Raw genomic sequence first — 18,242 nt, forward strand, 5'->3', positions numbered from 1 at the left:
GTAAAATGGCTAAAGAAGCAAAAAAAGATCCTCAGGAATTGACCGTAGAACAGAAGTTGAAAGCTTTGTTCCAATTGCAGACAATGCTGTCCAAAATCGATGAAATCAAGACGTTGAGAGGTGAACTTCCACTGGAAGTACAGGACTTGGAAGACGAAATAGCCGGTCTGAGTACCCGTATAGACAGAATCAAGGCAGAAGTTGCCGAGTTGAAATCCTCCATTGCAGGAAAGAAAGTTGAAATTGAAACCGCAAAGGCTTCTGTAGCTAAATATAAAGACCAGCAGGACAACGTACGCAACAACCGTGAATACGACTTCTTGAGCAAGGAAATCGAATTCCAGACATTGGAAATTGAACTCTGCGAGAAGCGCATCAAGGAATTTGCAGCACAAGAGGAAGAAAAGTCTCAGGAAGTGGCAGAAAGCACTGCTGCGCTGGAAGAAAGACAAAAAGACCTCGACGTCAAGAAGAGCGAACTGGACGAAATCATCTCCGAAACCAAGCAAGAGGAAGAGAAGCTGAGAGACAAGGCCAAAGAACTGGAAACAAAGATTGAACCCCGTCTGCTTCAGTCCTTCAAACGTATCCGTAAGAATTCACGCAATGGACTGGGTATTGTATACGTACAGCGTGATGCTTGCGGTGGTTGCTTCAACAAGATTCCGCCCCAGAGACAATTGGACATCCGCTCACGCAAGAAAATTATCGTTTGCGAATATTGTGGCCGTATCATGATTGACCCGGAATTGGCAGGTATAACTCCCGAACAGAAAGTGGAAGTTGTAAAGGAAAAGCCAGTAAGAGCAAAAAGAAAAATCGTACATATCGGCTCAGATAATTAAAAATAGAACATTTTCTATATATAAAACGGCAATAGTAAAGCACCTATTGCCGTTTTTTTGTTAAATAAGCTCATAAAAACCTGCTATTAGAGAAAAAAGAAGTAGTTTTGTTGCTTGAAAAATTAATAGAATTAAATTAAAAAGCATGAGACTAAACAAATTATTCATACTCTATTCACTTTTCGGAATATTGATGGCATCGTGCATAAAAGATGAAGCACCCAATGCTGAAGCTGATATAACAGGCATCTCTTTTGAAGAAGATGTACTGGCAAGCGCTCGTTTCAATTTAAATCCGTCTTACAATGATAATCTGCAGGCCTACCCCATATTAGTAAAAGTAAAAGAGGGCACTCCTTTAAACAAACTATCCCCCCTGTTTGAGTTGACGCCGGGCGCTACCATTAGTCCGAAAAGTGGTAGTGAACACGATTTCTCTGACGGAAAAAGGGTAAAGTATACCGTAACTTCCGAGAACAAGGCTTGGCAGCGAGTATATTCCATCGGTGTACGCGAACAATCGGTATCAGACATCCCAAATGAATTCCATTTTGAAGACATACGACTTATCAATGGAATTAACCCCAAATACAAATATCAGGAGTTCTATGAAGAACAAGACGGATTGGAACTGACATGGGCCAGTGGAAATGAAGGATTCAACTGGGCAGCCAGTTCATCAGCTACTGAAAATTACCCTACGTCACAATATGACAATGGTAAAAACGGAAAGTGTGCCAAATTAGAAACTCGGCTTACCGGCTCTCTGGGAGCAATGGTAGGTATGCCGATAGCTGCCGGAAATTTGTTTATCGGTGAGTTTGATATGACGAATGCTCTCACCAGCCCATTGAAAGCCACACATTTCGGCACTCCTTTCTGTTATAAGCCCTCACGTCTAAAAGGTTGGTACAAGTACAAAGCCGGTGAACGTTTTTATGAAAACGGTGGATACACCGACCGTAAAGATGTGATGAACATCTATGCAATCTTTTATGAAGGCGAAAGTTACAACGAAGCAGGAGAAGTTACGGAAGTAATATTGGATGGAAATCTGCCAAACCAGAACTATGAACATCCCAGTATGGTAGCTTTAGCTCTAATATCCAATCCCCACGAAACCGATGATTGGGAAGCTTTCGACATTCCTTTTGACTATCAGAGATATGGAAAAGAAATAGATGAAACCAAACTGGCAAAAGGAAAATATAAACTAAGTATCATTTTTGCATCCAGCAAGAACGGTGCAACTTTCGAGGGTGCGCCCGGAAGTACCCTTTTAGTGGATGATGTGGAACTGATTTTCGAATAAGAACCCTGTAGAATTGGAATACAACATGATAAAGAAAATAGTAGCATTTATCGCATTGGCAGTTTACATGCAAACCGCCCTATACGCTCAAGAGAATCAGAATCGTACGCTTATAAACGCTGCCCTGCACGGATGGGAATATGAGATAAGGGCCGGTGTCAGCATCGGTGGTACTTCCCCGCTTCCATTGCCCGTAGAAATACGGAGTATCGATGCCTACAATCCTACTTTAGCTCTTATGCTGGAAGGAAATGCCATCAAGTGGTTAGGAAAAACTAAAAAATGGGGAGTAATAACCGGGGTAAGACTGGAAACCAAAAATATGATTACCAAAGCGACAGTAAAGAACTATGGCATGGAAATCATAGGAAATGACGGTAACCGCTTGAAAGGTAACTGGACGGGAGGAGTAAAAACCAAAGTACGCAATGCCTACATTACTGTCCCCGTACTTGGAGCATATAAAATCAACTCACGATTGCGAGCCAAAGCAGGTGCATATGTATCCTACCTGATGGATGAGGAATTCTCCGGATATGTATATGAAGGTTATCTGCGTGAAGGTAATCCTACCGGAAAGAAAGTCAACTTCTCCGACGGTGCCATTGCCACTTACGACTTTTCGGATGATTTGCGCAAGTTTGCCTGGGGCGTGCAAGCTGGTGTAGACTGGCGTGCCTTCAAACATCTGAGTGTATTTGCCGACCTTACATGGGGATTGAATGATATTTTCAAGAAAGATTTCAATACAATTACCTTTGCCATGTATCCCATCTACTTGAATGTGGGTTTCGGGTATGCCTTCTAAGATACTCGGGTATACCGAGTAAATACTCATAAACAAATAAAGGTTTAGGTTGTTATCAATCCCATAAAAAGATAACCACCTAAACCTTTATTTATGAATATAAAAGTTTGGAGCACTGCGTTGCTCATATTATGCCTATGTCCTGCGGCTATGGCACAGAAAGCCAACCGCTATCTTGAGAAACCACTCCCACAAGGCTGGGGAAAGGACGCCTCCCATGCCATTCCCGGAGATGACAATCTGTTCAGCGGACAGATACCACCCATTGACGACAAGTGGTGGAAAGCCTTCGATGACCCGATGCTGGATTCATTGATTACGGTAGCCTCCACTCAAAACTATTCCGTACTTTCTGCCATGGACCGTATGGATATGGCTAAATCCAATCTGCGGATAGAACGCGGCAGCTTTTTCCCTTCCATCTCATTGGACGGAGGATGGGCACGGCAGCAAAGCAGCGGCAATGTCAACGCACTTCCGCAATCCATTACCGGTGCATACAGCGCCTCGCTCAACGCCAGTTGGGAGCTGGACGTATTCGGAAGTATCCGCCAACGGGTAAAGGCACAGCGGGAAACCTTCATGGCAAGCAAGGAGGAATATACCTCTGTCATGGTATCCCTCTGTGCCCAGATAGCTTCTGCCTACATCGGACTCCGCGAACTGCAGCAAGAGCTAAGTGTAGTGACCCACAATTGCCATACCCAGGCAGCCGTACTTAACATTACCGAAGTACGCTACAAAACCGGACTGGTGTCCAAACTGGACGTTTCACAAGCCAAATCCGTATATTACAGTACCAAAGCCTCCATCCCACAACTGGAGGCAGGCATCAACCAATACATCACGACGCTCGCAATCTTACTCGGTACTTACCCCCAGCATATCCGCCCCATATTGGAGAAGCCCGGCAAACTGCCCGACTATATGGAACTCATAGGCATCGGTATTCCTGCCGACCTGCTGCTCCGCCGCCCCGATATACGGCAAGCCGAACGCCAAGTCAACGCGCAGGCGGCAACACTCGGCGCATCTCAAAGTGACTGGCTGCCGCAAGTGTTCCTAAAAGGTTCCATCGGCTATTCCTCCCATGACTTGAAGGACTTGACTAAACGGAACAGTATGACGTTTGAAATTGCTCCAAGCATCAGCTGGACCTTATTCAGCGGTACCAAACAGGTGAATGCCACCCGTCTGGCACGTGCCCAGCTCGATGAATCCATTCACCAGTTCAACCAGACAGTGCTTACCGCCGTGCAGGAAACGGATAATGCCATGAACTCCTATCGCAACTCCATCCAACAGATTGTTGCCATGCGCGAAGTATGCAACCAGGGAGAAGAAACTCTGAAACTCTCCCTCGATTTGTACAAACAAGGACTTACTCCCTTCCAGAACGTACTGGACGCACTACGCTCACTCCTGACATACGAAAATCAGCTGGTGCAGGCACAAGGCAGCTCCTTGCTGCATCTGATAGCCTTATACCAGGCATTGGGAGGTGGATATGAAATGAATCAGAAATAAGAATATAAACTAAACCGAACCGTATATGAAAAATCAAATGTACATCACCCTGCTCATCCTGCCATTGCTGGCAACGGGATGCGGGGGAAGGAAAGAAACGGCACAAACGATGCCCGTTCCCGAGATAAGCGTGGCCCGTCCGACAGTGCAGAACATTACGCTGACGAAAGAATATCCGGGCTACCTGACTTCTGAAAAGACCGTAGACCTGGTAGGCAGAGTCAGCGGAACCTTACAGACCATCGCTTACGCTCCCGGCAGCCGGGTACGCCAGGGACAAGTACTTTTTGTCATCGAACCGACAGTCTATCAAGACAATGTGCGGCAGGCAGAAGCAGAACTCAACACTGCCCGCGCCAACCTGGAATACGCCCAAAACAACTACACACGTATGCAGGAAGCCGTGAAAAGCGATGCTGTAAGCCGTATACAAGTGCTGCAAGCACAATCCAACGTGGCAACCTCGCAGGCTGCAGTGAGCAATGCGGAAGCAGCCCTGAACACGGCGCGCACCAATCTGGGCTACTGCACCGTCCGTGCCCCCTTCGACGGTACCGTAAGCCGTAACCTGGTGGATGCCGGAGGCTATGTAGGCGGCAGCGTGCAGCCCGTCACACTGGCAACCATCTACAAAGACGACCATCTGTACACCTACTTCAACGTGGCAGACAACCAATGGCTCTCCATGCTGATGCAGCAGGGAGACAGTATCCCCCGGCAAGTGAGTGTCAGCCTAGGCAAAGACGGACTCCTCACTTATCCCGCACAACTGGATTATCTTTCGCCCAACGTAGACTTGAACACCGGAACTCTGAACATCCGCGCCCGTCTCGACAACCCTAAAGGACTGTTGAAAAGCGGCCTCTACGTCAGCATCACCTTGCCCTACGGAGAGCAACAGCAGGCCATCCTGCTGCCGGACGCCTCCATCGGTACCGACCAGTTGGGGAAATACATATACGTAGTCAACGATTCGAATATAGTGCGCTACCGCCATATAGAAACCGGACAACTGATAGGGGACAGCCTGCGCCAGATAAGGGCAGGCATCACTCCCCAGGAACGTTACGTCACCAAAGCGCTGATGAAGGTAAGGGATGGAATGAAAGTACATCCCATCGACAACTAATATGAATTGATTAATACCAAAGCCTATGTTTTCAAAATTCTTCATAGACCGTCCTATCTTTGCTACCGTATTGGCGCTGCTCATCGTCGTAGCAGGACTGGTCACACTGGGCATCCTGCCCATCGCACAATATCCGGACATCACGCCGCCCACCGTACAGGTCAGTGCCGTATATCCCGGAGCCAATGCGCAGACGGTGGCACAAACCGTCGGCATCCCCATCGAGCAGCAAGTCAACGGAGTGGACGGGATGCTTTACATGTCCTCCAACTCCAGCTCATCGGGCGCTTACTCGCTGACCATCACTTTTGCCGTAGGCACGGACATTGATATGGCTACCGTACAAGTCCAGAACCGGGTAAGCGTGGCCCAGTCGTCACTGCCTACTCCCGTTGTGGTACAAGGTGTCACGGTGCAGAAGCAGTCATCGAATATCGTGATGTTCCTCACCATGACATCGGACAGCAAGGACTACGACGGACTTTACCTCAGCAACTATGCCAAGCTGAATCTCGTGGACCAGCTGACACGCGTGCCCGGTGTAGGCGCCGTCAATGTGATGGGAGCAGGGGACTACTCCATGCGTATCTGGCTCGACCCTGCCGCCATGCGCATCCGCTATCTTTCGCCGGCCGATGTATACCAAGCCATCCAATCACAGAATGTGGAAGTCAGCGCAGGTAACGTAGGGCAACCCATCGGCACGGACAATAAAAATGCCTATCAATACAGCCTGACCGTAAAGGGCCGACTTACCTCGCCCGAAGAGTTCGGCAACATTATCCTGCGTACCGAAACCGGAGGGAAGATACTCCGTCTGCGCGACGTGGCGCACATCGACCTGGGCTCGGCCTCTTACAGCGTAGTATCCCAACTGGACGGGAAACCCACCGCCGCCATTGCTATCTATCAGCAACCGGGCAGCAACTCGCTGGACGTTTCCAAAGGAGTAAAGGCAAAAATGCAGGAACTCTCGCAGAATTTCCCTACAGGCATACAATACAATGTAACCCTGGACACTACGGATGTCATTCATGCCTCCATAGACGAAGTGATGGTGACGTTCCTTGAAACAACCCTGCTGGTAGTTCTCGTCATCTTCCTGTTCCTACAGAACTGGCGGGCGGTCGTCATCCCCTGCATCACTATTCCGGTATCACTCATCGGCACACTGGCCGTCATGTCCTTGTTCGGCTTCTCCATCAATACGCTGACGCTGTTCGGACTGATACTTGCCGTGGCCATCGTGGTGGATGATGCCATCGTGGTGGTGGAGAACTCCACGCGTCTGCTGGACACGGGGCGCTACACCTCCCGCCAGGCTGTGACCGAAGCGATGGGAGAGATTACCGGACCCATTGTCGGAGTAGTGCTGGTGCTACTTGCCGTATTTATCCCGACAACACTCGTCAGCGGCATATCAGGACAACTGTACAAACAGTTTGCCTTGACCATTGCAGCCAGCACCGTACTTAGCGGATTCAACTCACTGACCCTTACTCCGGCGCTCTGTGCCTTGATGCTGCAACCTACCCGGCCTTCCAAGAATCCCTTGTATCGGGGGTTCAATCGTCTGTACGACAAGACACAAGGAGTTTACGACCGGATAGTGGAGTACCTGCTCCAACGCCCTGTTGCTTCCATCGTGTCATATACAGTTTTCACATTGATTGCTGTCCTGCTGTTTGTCAAATGGCCCTCCACGTTTGTTCCGGAAGAAGATGACGGCTATTTCCTCGCAGTCGTACAGCTTCCCCCTGCATCGAGCCTGGAGCGTACCCAAGCCGTAGGGAAGCAGATAAATGAGATTCTTGATTCTTACCCCGAAATAAAGGACTACATCGGCATATCCGGCTTCTCCGTGATGGGAGGAGGAGAGCAAAGCAATGCGGCCACTTACTTCATCGTACTGAAAAACTGGAATGAACGCAAGGGAAAGGAACATACGGCTGAAGCCGTAGTACAGCGCTTCAATATGGAAGTATATGGCATCCAGGAAGCAGAGATATTTGCCATGGTCCCGCCTGCCATCCCCGGACTGGGAGCTACCGGAGGCCTGCAACTCCAATTGGAAGACCGCCACAACCTCGGCGCCACCGAGATGCAGCGTGCTGTAGAGACCTTGATGGAGCATTACCGCAATTATCCGGCACTGGCATCGGTCAGCAGCCAGTACCAAGCCAATGTACCGCAATATTTTTTGAATATAGACCGCGACAAGGTACAGTTGATGGGTATCCCGCTGAACAGTGTATTCACCGCCTTGGGTTACTATATGGGGGAGGCCTACGTCAACGACTATGTACAGTTCGGACACATCTACCAAGTGAAATTGGGGGCGGGCGACCGTGCCCAGCGTGTCATCGACGATGTTCTGAAATTGAGCGTTCCCAATGCATCGGGAGAAATGGTACCTTTCTCTTCCTTCACCCGGGTGGAAGAGCAGTTAGGCATGGACCAGATAAACAGATATAACATGTACTCCACAGCAGCCGTGACCTGCAATGTGGCTCCGGGCAGTAGTTCGGGAGAGGGTATCCGGCAAATGGAAAGTCTAATCAAAGAGCATCTCGGAGACGAGTTCGGCTATGAATGGACTTCGGTAGCCTATCAGGAGACGCAGGCGGGAACCACGACGACTGTCGTATTCGTCATGGCACTGCTGGTTGCCTTCCTTGTACTCGCCGCACAATACGAAAGCTGGACCAGTCCGGTAGCTGCCGTAATGGGACTTCCGGTTGCACTGCTCGGTGCCATGCTGGGATGCTATGTCATGGGGACTCCGGTCAGCATCTACACACAAATTGGAATCATTCTGCTTGTCGCCTTGTCTGCCAAAAACGGTATTCTGATTGTGGAGTTTGCACGTGACTTTCGTGCACAAGGTAATTCAATCCGCGATGCGGCATTCCAGGCCGGACATATCCGCCTGCGACCTATTCTGATGACATCGCTTGCATTCGTATTCGGGGTTATGCCGCTGCTTTTTGCAACCGGAGCAGGGGCGGGAAGCCGTATTGCACTGGGAGCCGCCGTAGTGTTCGGTATGGCACTGAATACCTTGCTTGCCACGGTCTATATTCCTAATTTCTACGAATTGATGCAGAAGTTGCAGGAGAAGTTCAGTAAGAAACAATAGGGAGGATGAGCTACAAGTTATGGATTATGGGTTATAGGCTATCACACTTATAGCTCATAATCCATAACTCATTTTAGCAACTTGCTGCTAAAAGTTGTATCTTTGCGTGCGAATTGCCTCTTAAAGAAATTGAAGTTATGAAAGCATATTTCATCGCCATACTTACCTTATTCACTTGTATAGCTACCGTCGTCCGGGCGCAGCAAATGTCTGAACTTGAAAACCGGATTGACAGTCTGCTCAATGGCAAGAAAGCCACCGTTGGTATAGCCGTATGGACAGACAAAGGAGACATGCTCCGGTATAACGACCATGTACACTTCCCCTTGCTCAGTGTATTCAAATTCCATGTGGCACTGGCCGTACTGGACAAGATGGATAAGCAAAGCATCAGTCTGGACAGCATTGTTTCCATAAAGGCATCCCAAATGCTGCCCAATACCTACAGCCCCCTGCGGAAGAAGTTTCCCGACCAGGATTTCACGATTACGCTTAGGGAGCTGATGCAATACAGCATTTCCCAAAGCGACAACAATGCCTGCGACATCTTGATAGAATATGCAGGAGGTATCAAACATATCAATGACTATATCCGCCGGTTGGGTATCGACTCCTTCAACCTCTCGGAAACAGAAGACGACATGCACTCCAGCTTCGAGGCTGTATACCGCAACTGGAGTACTCCTTCCGCTATGGCCCGACTACTGAGAACGGCCGATGAAAAAGAGTTGTTCTCCAACAAGGAACTGAAAGACTTCTTGTGGCAGACCATGATAGATACTGAAACCGGTGCCAACAAACTGAAAGGTATGTTGCCAGCCAAAACCGTGGTAGGACACAAGACCGGCTCTTCCGACCGCAATGCCGACGGCATGAAAACTGCAGATAATGATGCCGGCCTCGTTATCCTTCCCGACGGCCGGAAATACTACATTGCCGCCTTCGTCATGGACTCATACGAGACGGATGAGGACAATGCAGACATCATCGCCCGCATATCACGCATGGTATATGATGCGATGAGAAGGCAAGGTGGCTATTGGTAGCTCCTCCTATAAGTTTTGATACTCGGGTATATCTTGCAGAAAAGTATAGCTGTTGTGCTCGTAATCTATGCGGCAACAATAATGCTGAAGCCCGTTGCTGACAATCAGATAATCCACTTTCAGCACCATGTTGTAACGGGTAATCTGGTCGAAAACCTTTTGGGTGATTTCTATTTCGGGCGCCTTGTATTCCACAATCATCCGGGCGGTAAGGTCGCGCCGATAGAGCACTGTATCACAGCGTTTCTTTGTACCGTTCAGCTGTACCTGCACCTCATTTGCCATAAGCGCCTGCGGATACCCCTTGTGAGCAAGAAGAAAGTGGACGAAGTGCTGCCGCACCCATTCTTCAGGGGTCAAGGCGACATAACGACGACGGATTATATCGAAAATAACATTTTTTCCGTTCCTTGCGGCAATTTTAGCATCGAATGCTGGTAGGTTTAACGATAACATTTACTACATTTGTAAGTTAAATAATGGTTCCCGTCTTTTGGGAACACAAATTTAATGAAATCTTATGAAAACAAAAGAAGAAATCGTAGCCAATTGGCTGCCCCGTTACACAAAGCGTAACCTGGAGGATTTTGGAGAGTACATTCTGTTGACCAACTTCAACAAGTACGTAGAGATTTTCGCAGAAAAGTTCAATGTTCCCATTCTCGGTAAAGATGCCAACATGATATCTGCCAGTGCAGAAGGAATGACCATCATCAACTTTGGCATGGGAAGTCCTAATGCCGCCATTATCATGGACTTGCTGAGCGCCATCAAGCCCAAAGCATGTCTGTTTCTGGGTAAGTGCGGCGGCATAGACAAAAAAAATAGAATAGGGGACCTCATCCTCCCCATAGCCGCCATCCGTGGCGAAGGTACTTCCAACGACTACTTCCCGCCCGAAGTCCCGTCACTCCCGGCATTTATGCTGCAACGTGCCGTTTCTTCCGCCATCCGCGACTATGCCCGTGACTACTGGACCGGTACCGTATACACCACCAATCGCCGCATTTGGGAACATGACGAGGGGTTCAAGGAATATCTGAAGAAAACCCGTGCTATGGCTGTCGATATGGAAACGGCAACCCTATTCAGCTGCGGTTTTGCCAATCATATTCCCACGGGAGCCCTTCTGCTGGTTTCAGACCAACCGATGATTCCGGAAGGTGTAAAAACCGATAAAAGCGACAACCTGGTGACCCAAAATTATGTAAAGGAACATGTTGAAATCGGTATCGCATCCTTGCGCATGATTATTGATGAAAAGAAAACCGTAAAACACTTGAAGTTCGACTGGTAATCCTCTTTACGGGACATCCCCTCGTAACACTTACTTTATTATATGGCAAAACAAGAAACGACCTGTGATGATATTCTAAAAGAGTTGAGAGCCAAACAATACCGCCCCGTCTACTATCTCATGGGCGAGGAATCGTATTACATAGACCTCATCTCCGACTATATTGTAGACAATGTTCTCACTGACACCGAAAAGGAATTTAACCTGACCGTAGTCTACGGTGCAGATGTGGATATAGCCACTGTCATCAATGCGGCTAAGCGTTATCCGATGATGTCCGAACGCCAGGTCGTAGTCGTAAAGGAAGCGCAGGCCATCCGCAACATGGAGGAGCTTTCATACTACCTGCAAAAACCATTGAACTCCACTATTCTTGTTCTATGCCACAAACATGGGGTGCTGGACAGAAGAAAGAAGCTGGCAGCCGAAATAGAGAAGGTGGGAGTTCTATTCGAATCCAAGAAGGTGAAGGATGCCCAGTTACCGGCATTCATCACCTCATACATGAAGCGCAAAGGTGTAGACTTGGATCCTAAAGCCACCTCCATGCTTGCCGATTTCGTAGGTACGGACCTCAGCCGCCTTACAGGAGAACTGGAAAAACTGATTATAACTCTTCCAAAAGGTCAGACACGCGTCACCCCCGAACAAATAGAACGTAACATTGGAATCAGTAAGGATTATAATAACTTTGAACTTCGCAGTGCCATTGTAGAAAAAGACATACTAAAGGCCAATAAAATAATAAAATATTTTGAAGAAAATCCGAAAACAAACCCTATCCAGATGACTTTATCTTTACTTTTCGGCTTCTTCTCCAACTTGATGTTGGCTTATTATGCACCCGAAAAGACGGAGCAGGGTATTGCCAGTTTCATAGGATTAAAGACTCCCTGGCAGTCGCGCGAATACCTAAGTGCCATGCGTCGTTACAGCGGAGTAAAAACCATGCAGATAATCGGAGAAATTCGATATGCAGATGCCAAATCCAAAGGAGTAGGAAATTCCTCCCTAAGCGATGGAGATATCCTCCGGGAATTGGTCTTTAAGATTCTACACTAACTTCCATACAGCATACTTTTCCATAAAAGGGAAAAAGCATAAAACAGACTGATTTGATATCATTATGTCATTTTTAGGGGGATTTATCCCCCTTTTTCTATTTCGGTCCTTAGCATAGACAGTAAAATAGGAGATAATAATCATATTTACAGCAAATTACGTTCATTTATAAGCTCTGAGAATCGTGTTTTTATAACGAATCGACCAATTATACAGAAATAAAGCAAGGATTTAAGTCTTGAAGACTAGAAAATAAATAAAGCATCTTATTTTCTTATTTATGTCACATCTTTTCTCCTTTAGTAAAAAGAAGAGATGGAGCAATTCAGCTTTAAATCGTCATATATGAAATCTGTTACACTTTTCAAGAGTACAATAGTTGTAATACACAACTAGGATAATTGACTATTGTGAATTTAATACATTACATAAATATCTATATGACGGGTGTATTATAACATATGTAATATTATACTTGAAAACACAAATGTAATAAGTAATATTTAATATCGCAAACTGATGGTTTACAAAAATAATAGAGTAGGGGTTAACCCATATAATTATAAGCAATAAATATGTATATATCAATTACATACGACGATTAATCAAATTATTAAATTATATATTATATAAAATGAGCGACAAACAAATGTAATACAGCATTTACCATCAAAAAATAACTATATAATATGCTAATAACTAGACAAATATATTATTTTATTAAACTTACGATAAACACCTATTTTACTCGTAATTTGTATTATAGCATTTGTAATGATGAATATTGTAATAACAGCATTTCATTTGTGAACTTTAAAATATTACATTTTTAATTTGCTTTTGTGATATCATTTTTTTACTTTTGTAATTCAATAAATAACATGTACAATTGTAATAACACATAAACCATGAGTATAAAAGACAGGTTCAAAATGGTTATGGACCGGGAGAAACTGACAGCAGGAGCTTTTGCCGAGAGTATCGGCGTGGCCCAAGCCACCATTTCTCACATCTTGGGTCCGCGTAACAAATATCCAAGTACGGAAGTCATTCTCCGATTGCATCAACGATACAACGACATAAACTTGGAGTGGCTGCTTACCGGAAAAGGTAATATGAGTAATAATCCGGATTCACCCGAAAACGATGGATTCGACTATCCTTTATTCGCCGAGAATCCGGAAAATCTGTCCAACGGGCCGGAAGAATCTAAAAATCGCAAGGAAATTGCATTAGAGACAGCCCTAAAATCGCCTAAAGAGATTGTAAAACAAGAGATTATCTACAAAGAAAGACCTCCCAGAAAAATCACAGAAATAAGAATTTTCTTTGATGACAATACCTACGAGACTTTCAAACCGGAAAATTAAGGAATGAGAATGGAAATAGACTAACGCCCCGGCATAAAAAAGAAACGGGTTCATTTTATTCTGCACTCGGTTTACACTATCTTTGCACCCGAAAGAAAAACATCCCTCTTTATAGATATGAAAAAGTATATTTTAGATCTGACAGTGACAGAGAACCTCCGCTTGCATGCAAACTACGTGTTGTTGAAGCTGACTTCTCCATCCCCACTTCCGGAAATGCTTCCGGGACAATTTGCAGAGATTCGCGTGGACGGCTCACCTACCACTTTTTTGCGCCGCCCCATCTCCATCAATTATGTAGATAGACAACGGAACGAGGTCTGGTTCTTAATCCAACTTGTAGGCGACGGAACCAAGCGATTAGGAGAAGCAAAAGCAGGCGATATAATCAATGTAGTGCTTCCGTTGGGAAACTGCTTCACAATGCCTGAAAAGCCCTCAGACAAGCTCTTATTGGTAGGTGGAGGTGTAGGTACAGCTCCTATGTTATATTTAGGCGAACAGCTCGCCAAGAAAGGTTGCAAGCCAACATTCCTGCTGGGTGCCAGAAGTGACAAAGATTTGCTTCAATTGGAACAATTTGCCGCCTATGGCGAGGTGTATACCACCACCGAAGATGGCAGCCACGGAGAGAAGGGATACGTAACACAACACTCCATATTAAATAAGGTGTGCTTTGAGCAGATATATACTTGCGGCCCCAAACCGATGATGATGGCAGTAGCAAAGTATGCCAAAAGTAAAGGCATCAGTTGCGAAGTATCTTTGGAAAATATGATGGCGTGTGGCATAGGCGCTTGTCTATGCTGTGTAGAAAATACCACGGAAGGTCATTTGTGCGTATGTAAAGAAGGTCCGGTTTTTAATATAAACAAACTATTATGGCAGATTTAAGTGTAAATATTGGTGAATTACAAATGAATAATCCGGTGATGACTGCATCCGGAACATTCGGATATGGTGAAGAATTCGCCGATTTCATCGAACTATCGCGAATAGGTGGTATAATTGTAAAGGGAACTACTCTTCACAAACGTGAAGGCAATCCATATCCGCGTATGGCAGAGACTCCTTCGGGTATGTTAAACGCTGTGGGACTGCAAAATAAGGGTGTACATTACTTTGTTGAACACATCTATCCCCGCATCAAGGACATTCAGACCAACATGATTGTGAATGTTTCGGGGTCTGCCATCGAAGACTATGCCGAAACAGCCGCAATCATTAATGAACTTGACAAAATTCCTGCCATAGAGTTGAACATCTCTTGCCCCAATGTGAAGCAAGGAGGAATGGCATTCGGTGTTACCGCCAAAGGAGCAGAAGAAGTGGTGAAAGCCGTGCGCTCAGTTTACAAAAAGACACTTATCGTAAAGCTCTCACCGAACGTTACCGACATCACCGAAATAGCCCGCGCAGCCGAAAATGGCGGTGCAGACAGTGTTTCCCTCATCAATACCCTGCTGGGAATGGCTATAGACGCGGAACGCAGGCGTCCGATACTCTCCACTGTAACCGGTGGCATGTCCGGTGCGGCCGTGAAACCCATTGCCTTACGTATGGTATGGCAAGTAGCCCAAGCGGTAAAAATCCCCGTCATAGGCTTGGGAGGTATCATGAACTGGAAAGATGCTGTGGAATTCATGCTTGCAGGTGCCTCTGCCATCCAGATTGGTACGGCAAACTTCATTGATCCGGCGGTTACAGTGAAAGTGGTAGAAGGAATAAATGACTATCTTAACAGACACGGTTATCAGTCTGTAAAGGATATTATCGGTGCACTCGAGGTATAAAGAATAACAAGAGATCGCCATTCGCAATATATATTCATAAAAAAGGACATTCATTGACGAATGTCCTTTTTCTTTTTATTTACATCAGTAAACTTACTCTCCCAACAAATCCGGACGCAATCTACGGGTCCTTTCCAACGACTGTTGCAGCTCCCATTCCTTAATCTTGGCCTCATGTCCGGAAAGTAAAATATCCGGAACCTTCCATCCATTGTAATCAGCGGGACGTGTATAGACCGGTGCGGCCAGCAGATTGTCCTGAAAAGAATCTGAAAGTGCAGACTGCTCATCGGAAATCACTCCCGGAATGATACGGACGATGGCATCTGCCATGACAGCCGCCGCCAGTTCTCCACCAGTCAACACATAGTCGCCGATACTGATTTCCTTGGTGATGAGATGCTCGCGAATCCGGTAATCTATCCCTTTGAAATGCCCGCAGAGAATGATGAGATTCTGGGCAAGGGAAAGAGTATTTGCCATCGGCTGATTGAACTGCTCACCATCGGGGGTCGTAAAGATAACCTCGTCATAATCCCGCTCGGCCTTCAAGGCGTTGATACACCGCTCTATCGGCTCTATCTTCATGACCATTCCGGCAAAGCCGCCAAACGGATAATCGTCTACACGACGGTACTTATCTTCCGTATAATCACGAAGATTATGGATATGTATCTCTGCAAGCCCTTTATTTTGAGCACGTTTCATAATGGAACAGTTGAAGAATCCCTCAATCATCTCCGGCAAAACTGTGATAATGTCAATGCGCATATAACTTTATTTTAGCTATTTCAAGCTGCAAAAGTACAAATATTCGGGGAGAAACCCGTATTTTTGCGTTCAAACAATCCGAAAACCCTATGACTGTAAAAGAAAAAATAGACCAGCTCCGTGCGGAATTACACCAGCACAACTACAATTATTATGTGCTGAATGCTCCTGAAATATCCGACAAGGAGTTTGACGACCTGATGCGCGAGCTACAAGACTTAGAGAAAGAACATCCTGAATACCAAGATGATAATTCGCCCACGATGCGTGTAGGGAGTGATTTGAATAAGAACTTTACACAAGTGGCACACAAATATCCCATGCTTTCATTGGGAAACACCTATTCCGAAAACGAAGTGACCGACTTTTACGAACGGGTAAAGAAAGCGTTGAATGAGGATTTTGAAATCTGCTGCGAGCTGAAGTATGACGGTACTTCCATCTCGCTGACTTACGAGGATGGCAAACTGGTGCGTGCCGTCACCCGTGGCGACGGCGAAAAGGGCGATGACGTGACGGACAATGTAAAGACAATCCGAACGATTCCACTGGTCCTCCATGGGGATTATCCTAAATCATTCGAAATCAGAGGGGAAATCCTGATGCCCTGGGTGGTTTTCGAAGAACTGAACCGGGAAAAGGAAGCACGTGAGGAACCGCTTTTCGCCAATCCGCGCAACGCTGCTTCCGGTACCTTGAAGTTGCAGAATTCCGCCATCGTAGCATCCAGAAAGCTGGATGCTTATCTCTACTATCTATTGGGAGAGGAATTGCCCTGCGACGGCCATTACGAGAATCTGCAAGCCGCCGCCAGCTGGGGATTTAAAACATCAGAGCACACCAGAAAAGCCCACAGCCTGGAGGAAGTCTTCGAATACATCAATTATTGGGACACGGAGCGTAAGAACCTTCCGGTAGCTACTGATGGTATTGTACTAAAAGTCAACAGCTTGAGACAACAAAAGAATTTGGGATTCACAGCCAAGTCCCCCCGGTGGGCCATCGCATACAAATTCCAGGCAGAACGTGCACTGACACGCTTGAATAGGGTTACCTACCAAGTAGGACGTACCGGCGCAGTCACTCCGGTTGCCAATCTGGACCCCGTACAACTGTCCGGCACCATTGTGAAACGTGCCTCCCTGCACAATGCAGATATTATCGAGGGGCTGGACCTGCATATAGGCGACATGGTGTATGTGGAAAAAGGCGGTGAAATCATCCCCAAAATAACCGGTGTCGATAAGGATGCTCGCAGTATGCTTATCGGTGAAAAAGTGAAGTTCATCACCCATTGTCCCGAATGCGGCAGCAAACTGATACGTTTTGAAGGAGAAGCAGCCCACTATTGCCCCAATGAAACCGCTTGTCCTCCGCAGATTAAAGGGAAAATAGAGCATTTCATCAGCCGCAAAGCCATGAATATAGACGGACTGGGACCTGAAACAGTAGATATGTTCTACCGATTGGGACTGATAAAGGATACTGCAGATTTATACCAGCTCAAAACCGATGACATCAAGAACCTGGAACGGATGGGCGAAAAATCGGCAGAAAACATAGTCAACGGTATTGCGGCAAGTAAAGAAGTGCCATTCGAAAGAGTACTCTTTGCACTGGGCATACGCTTCGTGGGAGAAACGGTTGCCAAGAAGATAGCCAAGTCCTTTACGGACATCGAAGAACTGGAAAACGCAGACCTCGAAAAGCTGAAAAACATCGATGAAATCGGTGAAAAAATAGCGCAGAGCATTATAACCTACTTCTCCAATCCTGCCAACAGAGAGCTAGTGGAACGGCTGAAATCGAACGGTCTGCAACTCCACCGGACGGAAGAAGACCTCAGCGGATACACCGACAAACTGGCGGGCCAGTCCATTGTCATCAGCGGCGTATTCACCCACCACTCACGGGACGAATACAAAGAGATGATTGAAAAGAACGGTGGGAAAAACGTCGGCAGTATCTCCTCCAAAACCAGCTTTATCCTGGCCGGAGAAAATATGGGACCTGCCAAACTGGAGAAAGCGCAGAAACTGGGAGTAAAGATTATGAGCGAAGATGAGTTTTTGGCATTGCTATCCTAACAAATTTCCACAAAAAGCTTTTTTATGGCTTATATTTGTAGGGTAAATCGAAAAAA

Annotated in this window: 15 protein-coding genes; 13 read left to right on the forward strand and 2 right to left on the reverse strand. The window is 46.4% G+C overall.

Annotated features, from left to right (window positions below; genetic code table 11):
- Positions 1-5: 5 nt before the first annotated feature.
- The 7 genes from DWZ67_RS05225 (at position 6) to DWZ67_RS05255 (ending at position 9,806) form a co-directional block, all read left to right on the forward strand.
- Entirely contained in the window at positions 6-845 is an 840-nt protein-coding gene (locus DWZ67_RS05225; protein ID WP_005827804.1) for a zinc ribbon domain-containing protein, read from the forward strand.
- A 145-nt stretch (positions 846-990) separates the two neighbouring features.
- Positions 991-2,157 (forward strand): PCMD domain-containing protein, encoded by a 1,167-nt coding sequence (locus DWZ67_RS05230; protein ID WP_016273778.1) that lies wholly within the window; start codon positions 991-993, stop codon positions 2,155-2,157.
- 25 nt (positions 2,158-2,182) lie between these two features.
- Positions 2,183-2,965 carry a porin family protein gene (locus tag DWZ67_RS05235; protein ID WP_005827800.1) on the forward strand — a complete coding sequence of 261 codons (783 nt, stop codon included), beginning with the start codon at positions 2,183-2,185 and terminating at the stop codon, positions 2,963-2,965.
- A 93-nt stretch (positions 2,966-3,058) separates the two neighbouring features.
- Entirely contained in the window at positions 3,059-4,492 is a 1,434-nt protein-coding gene (locus DWZ67_RS05240; RefSeq protein ID WP_120138307.1) for an efflux transporter outer membrane subunit, read from the forward strand.
- 25 nt (positions 4,493-4,517) lie between these two features.
- On the forward strand, positions 4,518-5,621 hold the full coding sequence (locus DWZ67_RS05245; RefSeq protein WP_120138309.1) for an efflux RND transporter periplasmic adaptor subunit: 1,104 nt from the start codon (positions 4,518-4,520) through the stop codon (positions 5,619-5,621).
- Between the two features lie 25 nt (positions 5,622-5,646).
- On the forward strand, positions 5,647-8,760 hold the full coding sequence (locus tag DWZ67_RS05250; protein WP_120138311.1) for an efflux RND transporter permease subunit: 3,114 nt from the start codon (positions 5,647-5,649) through the stop codon (positions 8,758-8,760).
- Between the two features lie 137 nt (positions 8,761-8,897).
- Positions 8,898-9,806 (forward strand): CblA family class A beta-lactamase, encoded by a 909-nt coding sequence (locus tag DWZ67_RS05255; protein ID WP_117688989.1) that lies wholly within the window; start codon positions 8,898-8,900, stop codon positions 9,804-9,806.
- A gap of 6 nt (positions 9,807-9,812) precedes the next feature.
- On the opposite strand, the gene DWZ67_RS05260 is transcribed toward DWZ67_RS05255, so the two are convergent.
- Positions 9,813-10,262, reverse strand: coding sequence for a type I restriction enzyme HsdR N-terminal domain-containing protein (locus tag DWZ67_RS05260; RefSeq protein WP_044467574.1), 450 nt, complete (start codon positions 10,260-10,262; stop codon positions 9,813-9,815).
- 64 nt (positions 10,263-10,326) lie between these two features.
- Between DWZ67_RS05260 and DWZ67_RS05265 the strand changes: the two genes are divergently transcribed.
- The 5 genes from DWZ67_RS05265 to DWZ67_RS05285 all read left to right on the forward strand — a co-directional run bounded on the left by DWZ67_RS05265 (position 10,327) and on the right by DWZ67_RS05285 (position 15,328).
- The gene (locus DWZ67_RS05265) at positions 10,327-11,103 is read left to right on the forward strand and encodes an AMP nucleosidase (RefSeq protein ID WP_087332406.1); all 777 of its coding nucleotides are present in this window, start codon (positions 10,327-10,329) and stop codon (positions 11,101-11,103) included.
- Positions 11,104-11,145: 42 nt separating this feature from the next.
- Positions 11,146-12,165 (forward strand): DNA polymerase III subunit delta, encoded by a 1,020-nt coding sequence (gene holA, locus DWZ67_RS05270; protein ID WP_005837183.1) that lies wholly within the window; start codon positions 11,146-11,148, stop codon positions 12,163-12,165.
- A gap of 908 nt (positions 12,166-13,073) precedes the next feature.
- Positions 13,074-13,535 carry a helix-turn-helix domain-containing protein gene (locus DWZ67_RS05275; protein WP_005827779.1) on the forward strand — a complete coding sequence of 154 codons (462 nt, stop codon included), beginning with the start codon at positions 13,074-13,076 and terminating at the stop codon, positions 13,533-13,535.
- A gap of 117 nt (positions 13,536-13,652) precedes the next feature.
- The gene (locus DWZ67_RS05280; RefSeq protein WP_005827777.1) at positions 13,653-14,429 is read left to right on the forward strand and encodes a dihydroorotate dehydrogenase electron transfer subunit; all 777 of its coding nucleotides are present in this window, start codon (positions 13,653-13,655) and stop codon (positions 14,427-14,429) included.
- On the forward strand, positions 14,417-15,328 hold the full coding sequence (locus DWZ67_RS05285; RefSeq protein WP_120138313.1) for a dihydroorotate dehydrogenase: 912 nt from the start codon (positions 14,417-14,419) through the stop codon (positions 15,326-15,328). The genes DWZ67_RS05280 and DWZ67_RS05285 overlap by 13 nt, the downstream gene beginning before the upstream one ends.
- 93 nt (positions 15,329-15,421) lie before the next feature.
- On the opposite strand, the gene trmD is transcribed toward DWZ67_RS05285, so the two are convergent.
- Positions 15,422-16,099: a tRNA (guanosine(37)-N1)-methyltransferase TrmD gene (gene trmD, locus DWZ67_RS05290; RefSeq protein ID WP_005837186.1), complete on the reverse strand. Its 678-nt coding sequence runs from the start codon at positions 16,097-16,099 to the stop codon at positions 15,422-15,424.
- 89 nt (positions 16,100-16,188) lie between these two features.
- Between trmD and ligA the strand changes: the two genes are divergently transcribed.
- Entirely contained in the window at positions 16,189-18,186 is a 1,998-nt protein-coding gene (gene ligA / locus DWZ67_RS05295) for an NAD-dependent DNA ligase LigA (RefSeq protein WP_057089422.1), read from the forward strand.
- Positions 18,187-18,242: the final 56 nt, after the last annotated feature.

It is taken from the genome of Bacteroides sp. AF34-31BH (genome assembly GCF_003602795.1).
Classification (GTDB): Bacteria; Bacteroidota; Bacteroidia; order Bacteroidales; family Bacteroidaceae; genus Bacteroides; species Bacteroides uniformis.

Bases quoted from the DNA above. Each gene is read 5' to 3' on its own strand.
- DWZ67_RS05225 (WP_005827804.1), top strand. From the start codon at position 6: ATGGCTAAAGAAGCAAAAAAAGATCCTCAGGAATTGACCGTAGAACAG.
- DWZ67_RS05230 (WP_016273778.1), top strand. From the start codon at position 991: ATGAGACTAAACAAATTATTCATACTCTATTCACTTTTCGGAATATTG.
- DWZ67_RS05235 (WP_005827800.1), top strand. From the start codon at position 2,183: ATGATAAAGAAAATAGTAGCATTTATCGCATTGGCAGTTTACATGCAA.
- DWZ67_RS05240 (WP_120138307.1), top strand. From the start codon at position 3,059: ATGAATATAAAAGTTTGGAGCACTGCGTTGCTCATATTATGCCTATGT.
- DWZ67_RS05245 (WP_120138309.1), top strand. From the start codon at position 4,518: ATGAAAAATCAAATGTACATCACCCTGCTCATCCTGCCATTGCTGGCA.
- DWZ67_RS05250 (WP_120138311.1), top strand. From the start codon at position 5,647: ATGTTTTCAAAATTCTTCATAGACCGTCCTATCTTTGCTACCGTATTG.
- DWZ67_RS05255 (WP_117688989.1), top strand. From the start codon at position 8,898: ATGAAAGCATATTTCATCGCCATACTTACCTTATTCACTTGTATAGCT.
- DWZ67_RS05260 (WP_044467574.1), bottom strand. From the start codon at position 10,262: ATGTTATCGTTAAACCTACCAGCATTCGATGCTAAAATTGCCGCAAGG.
- DWZ67_RS05265 (WP_087332406.1), top strand. From the start codon at position 10,327: ATGAAAACAAAAGAAGAAATCGTAGCCAATTGGCTGCCCCGTTACACA.
- holA (WP_005837183.1), top strand. From the start codon at position 11,146: ATGGCAAAACAAGAAACGACCTGTGATGATATTCTAAAAGAGTTGAGA.
- DWZ67_RS05275 (WP_005827779.1), top strand. From the start codon at position 13,074: ATGAGTATAAAAGACAGGTTCAAAATGGTTATGGACCGGGAGAAACTG.
- DWZ67_RS05280 (WP_005827777.1), top strand. From the start codon at position 13,653: ATGAAAAAGTATATTTTAGATCTGACAGTGACAGAGAACCTCCGCTTG.
- DWZ67_RS05285 (WP_120138313.1), top strand. From the start codon at position 14,417: ATGGCAGATTTAAGTGTAAATATTGGTGAATTACAAATGAATAATCCG.
- trmD (WP_005837186.1), bottom strand. From the start codon at position 16,099: ATGCGCATTGACATTATCACAGTTTTGCCGGAGATGATTGAGGGATTC.
- ligA (WP_057089422.1), top strand. From the start codon at position 16,189: ATGACTGTAAAAGAAAAAATAGACCAGCTCCGTGCGGAATTACACCAG.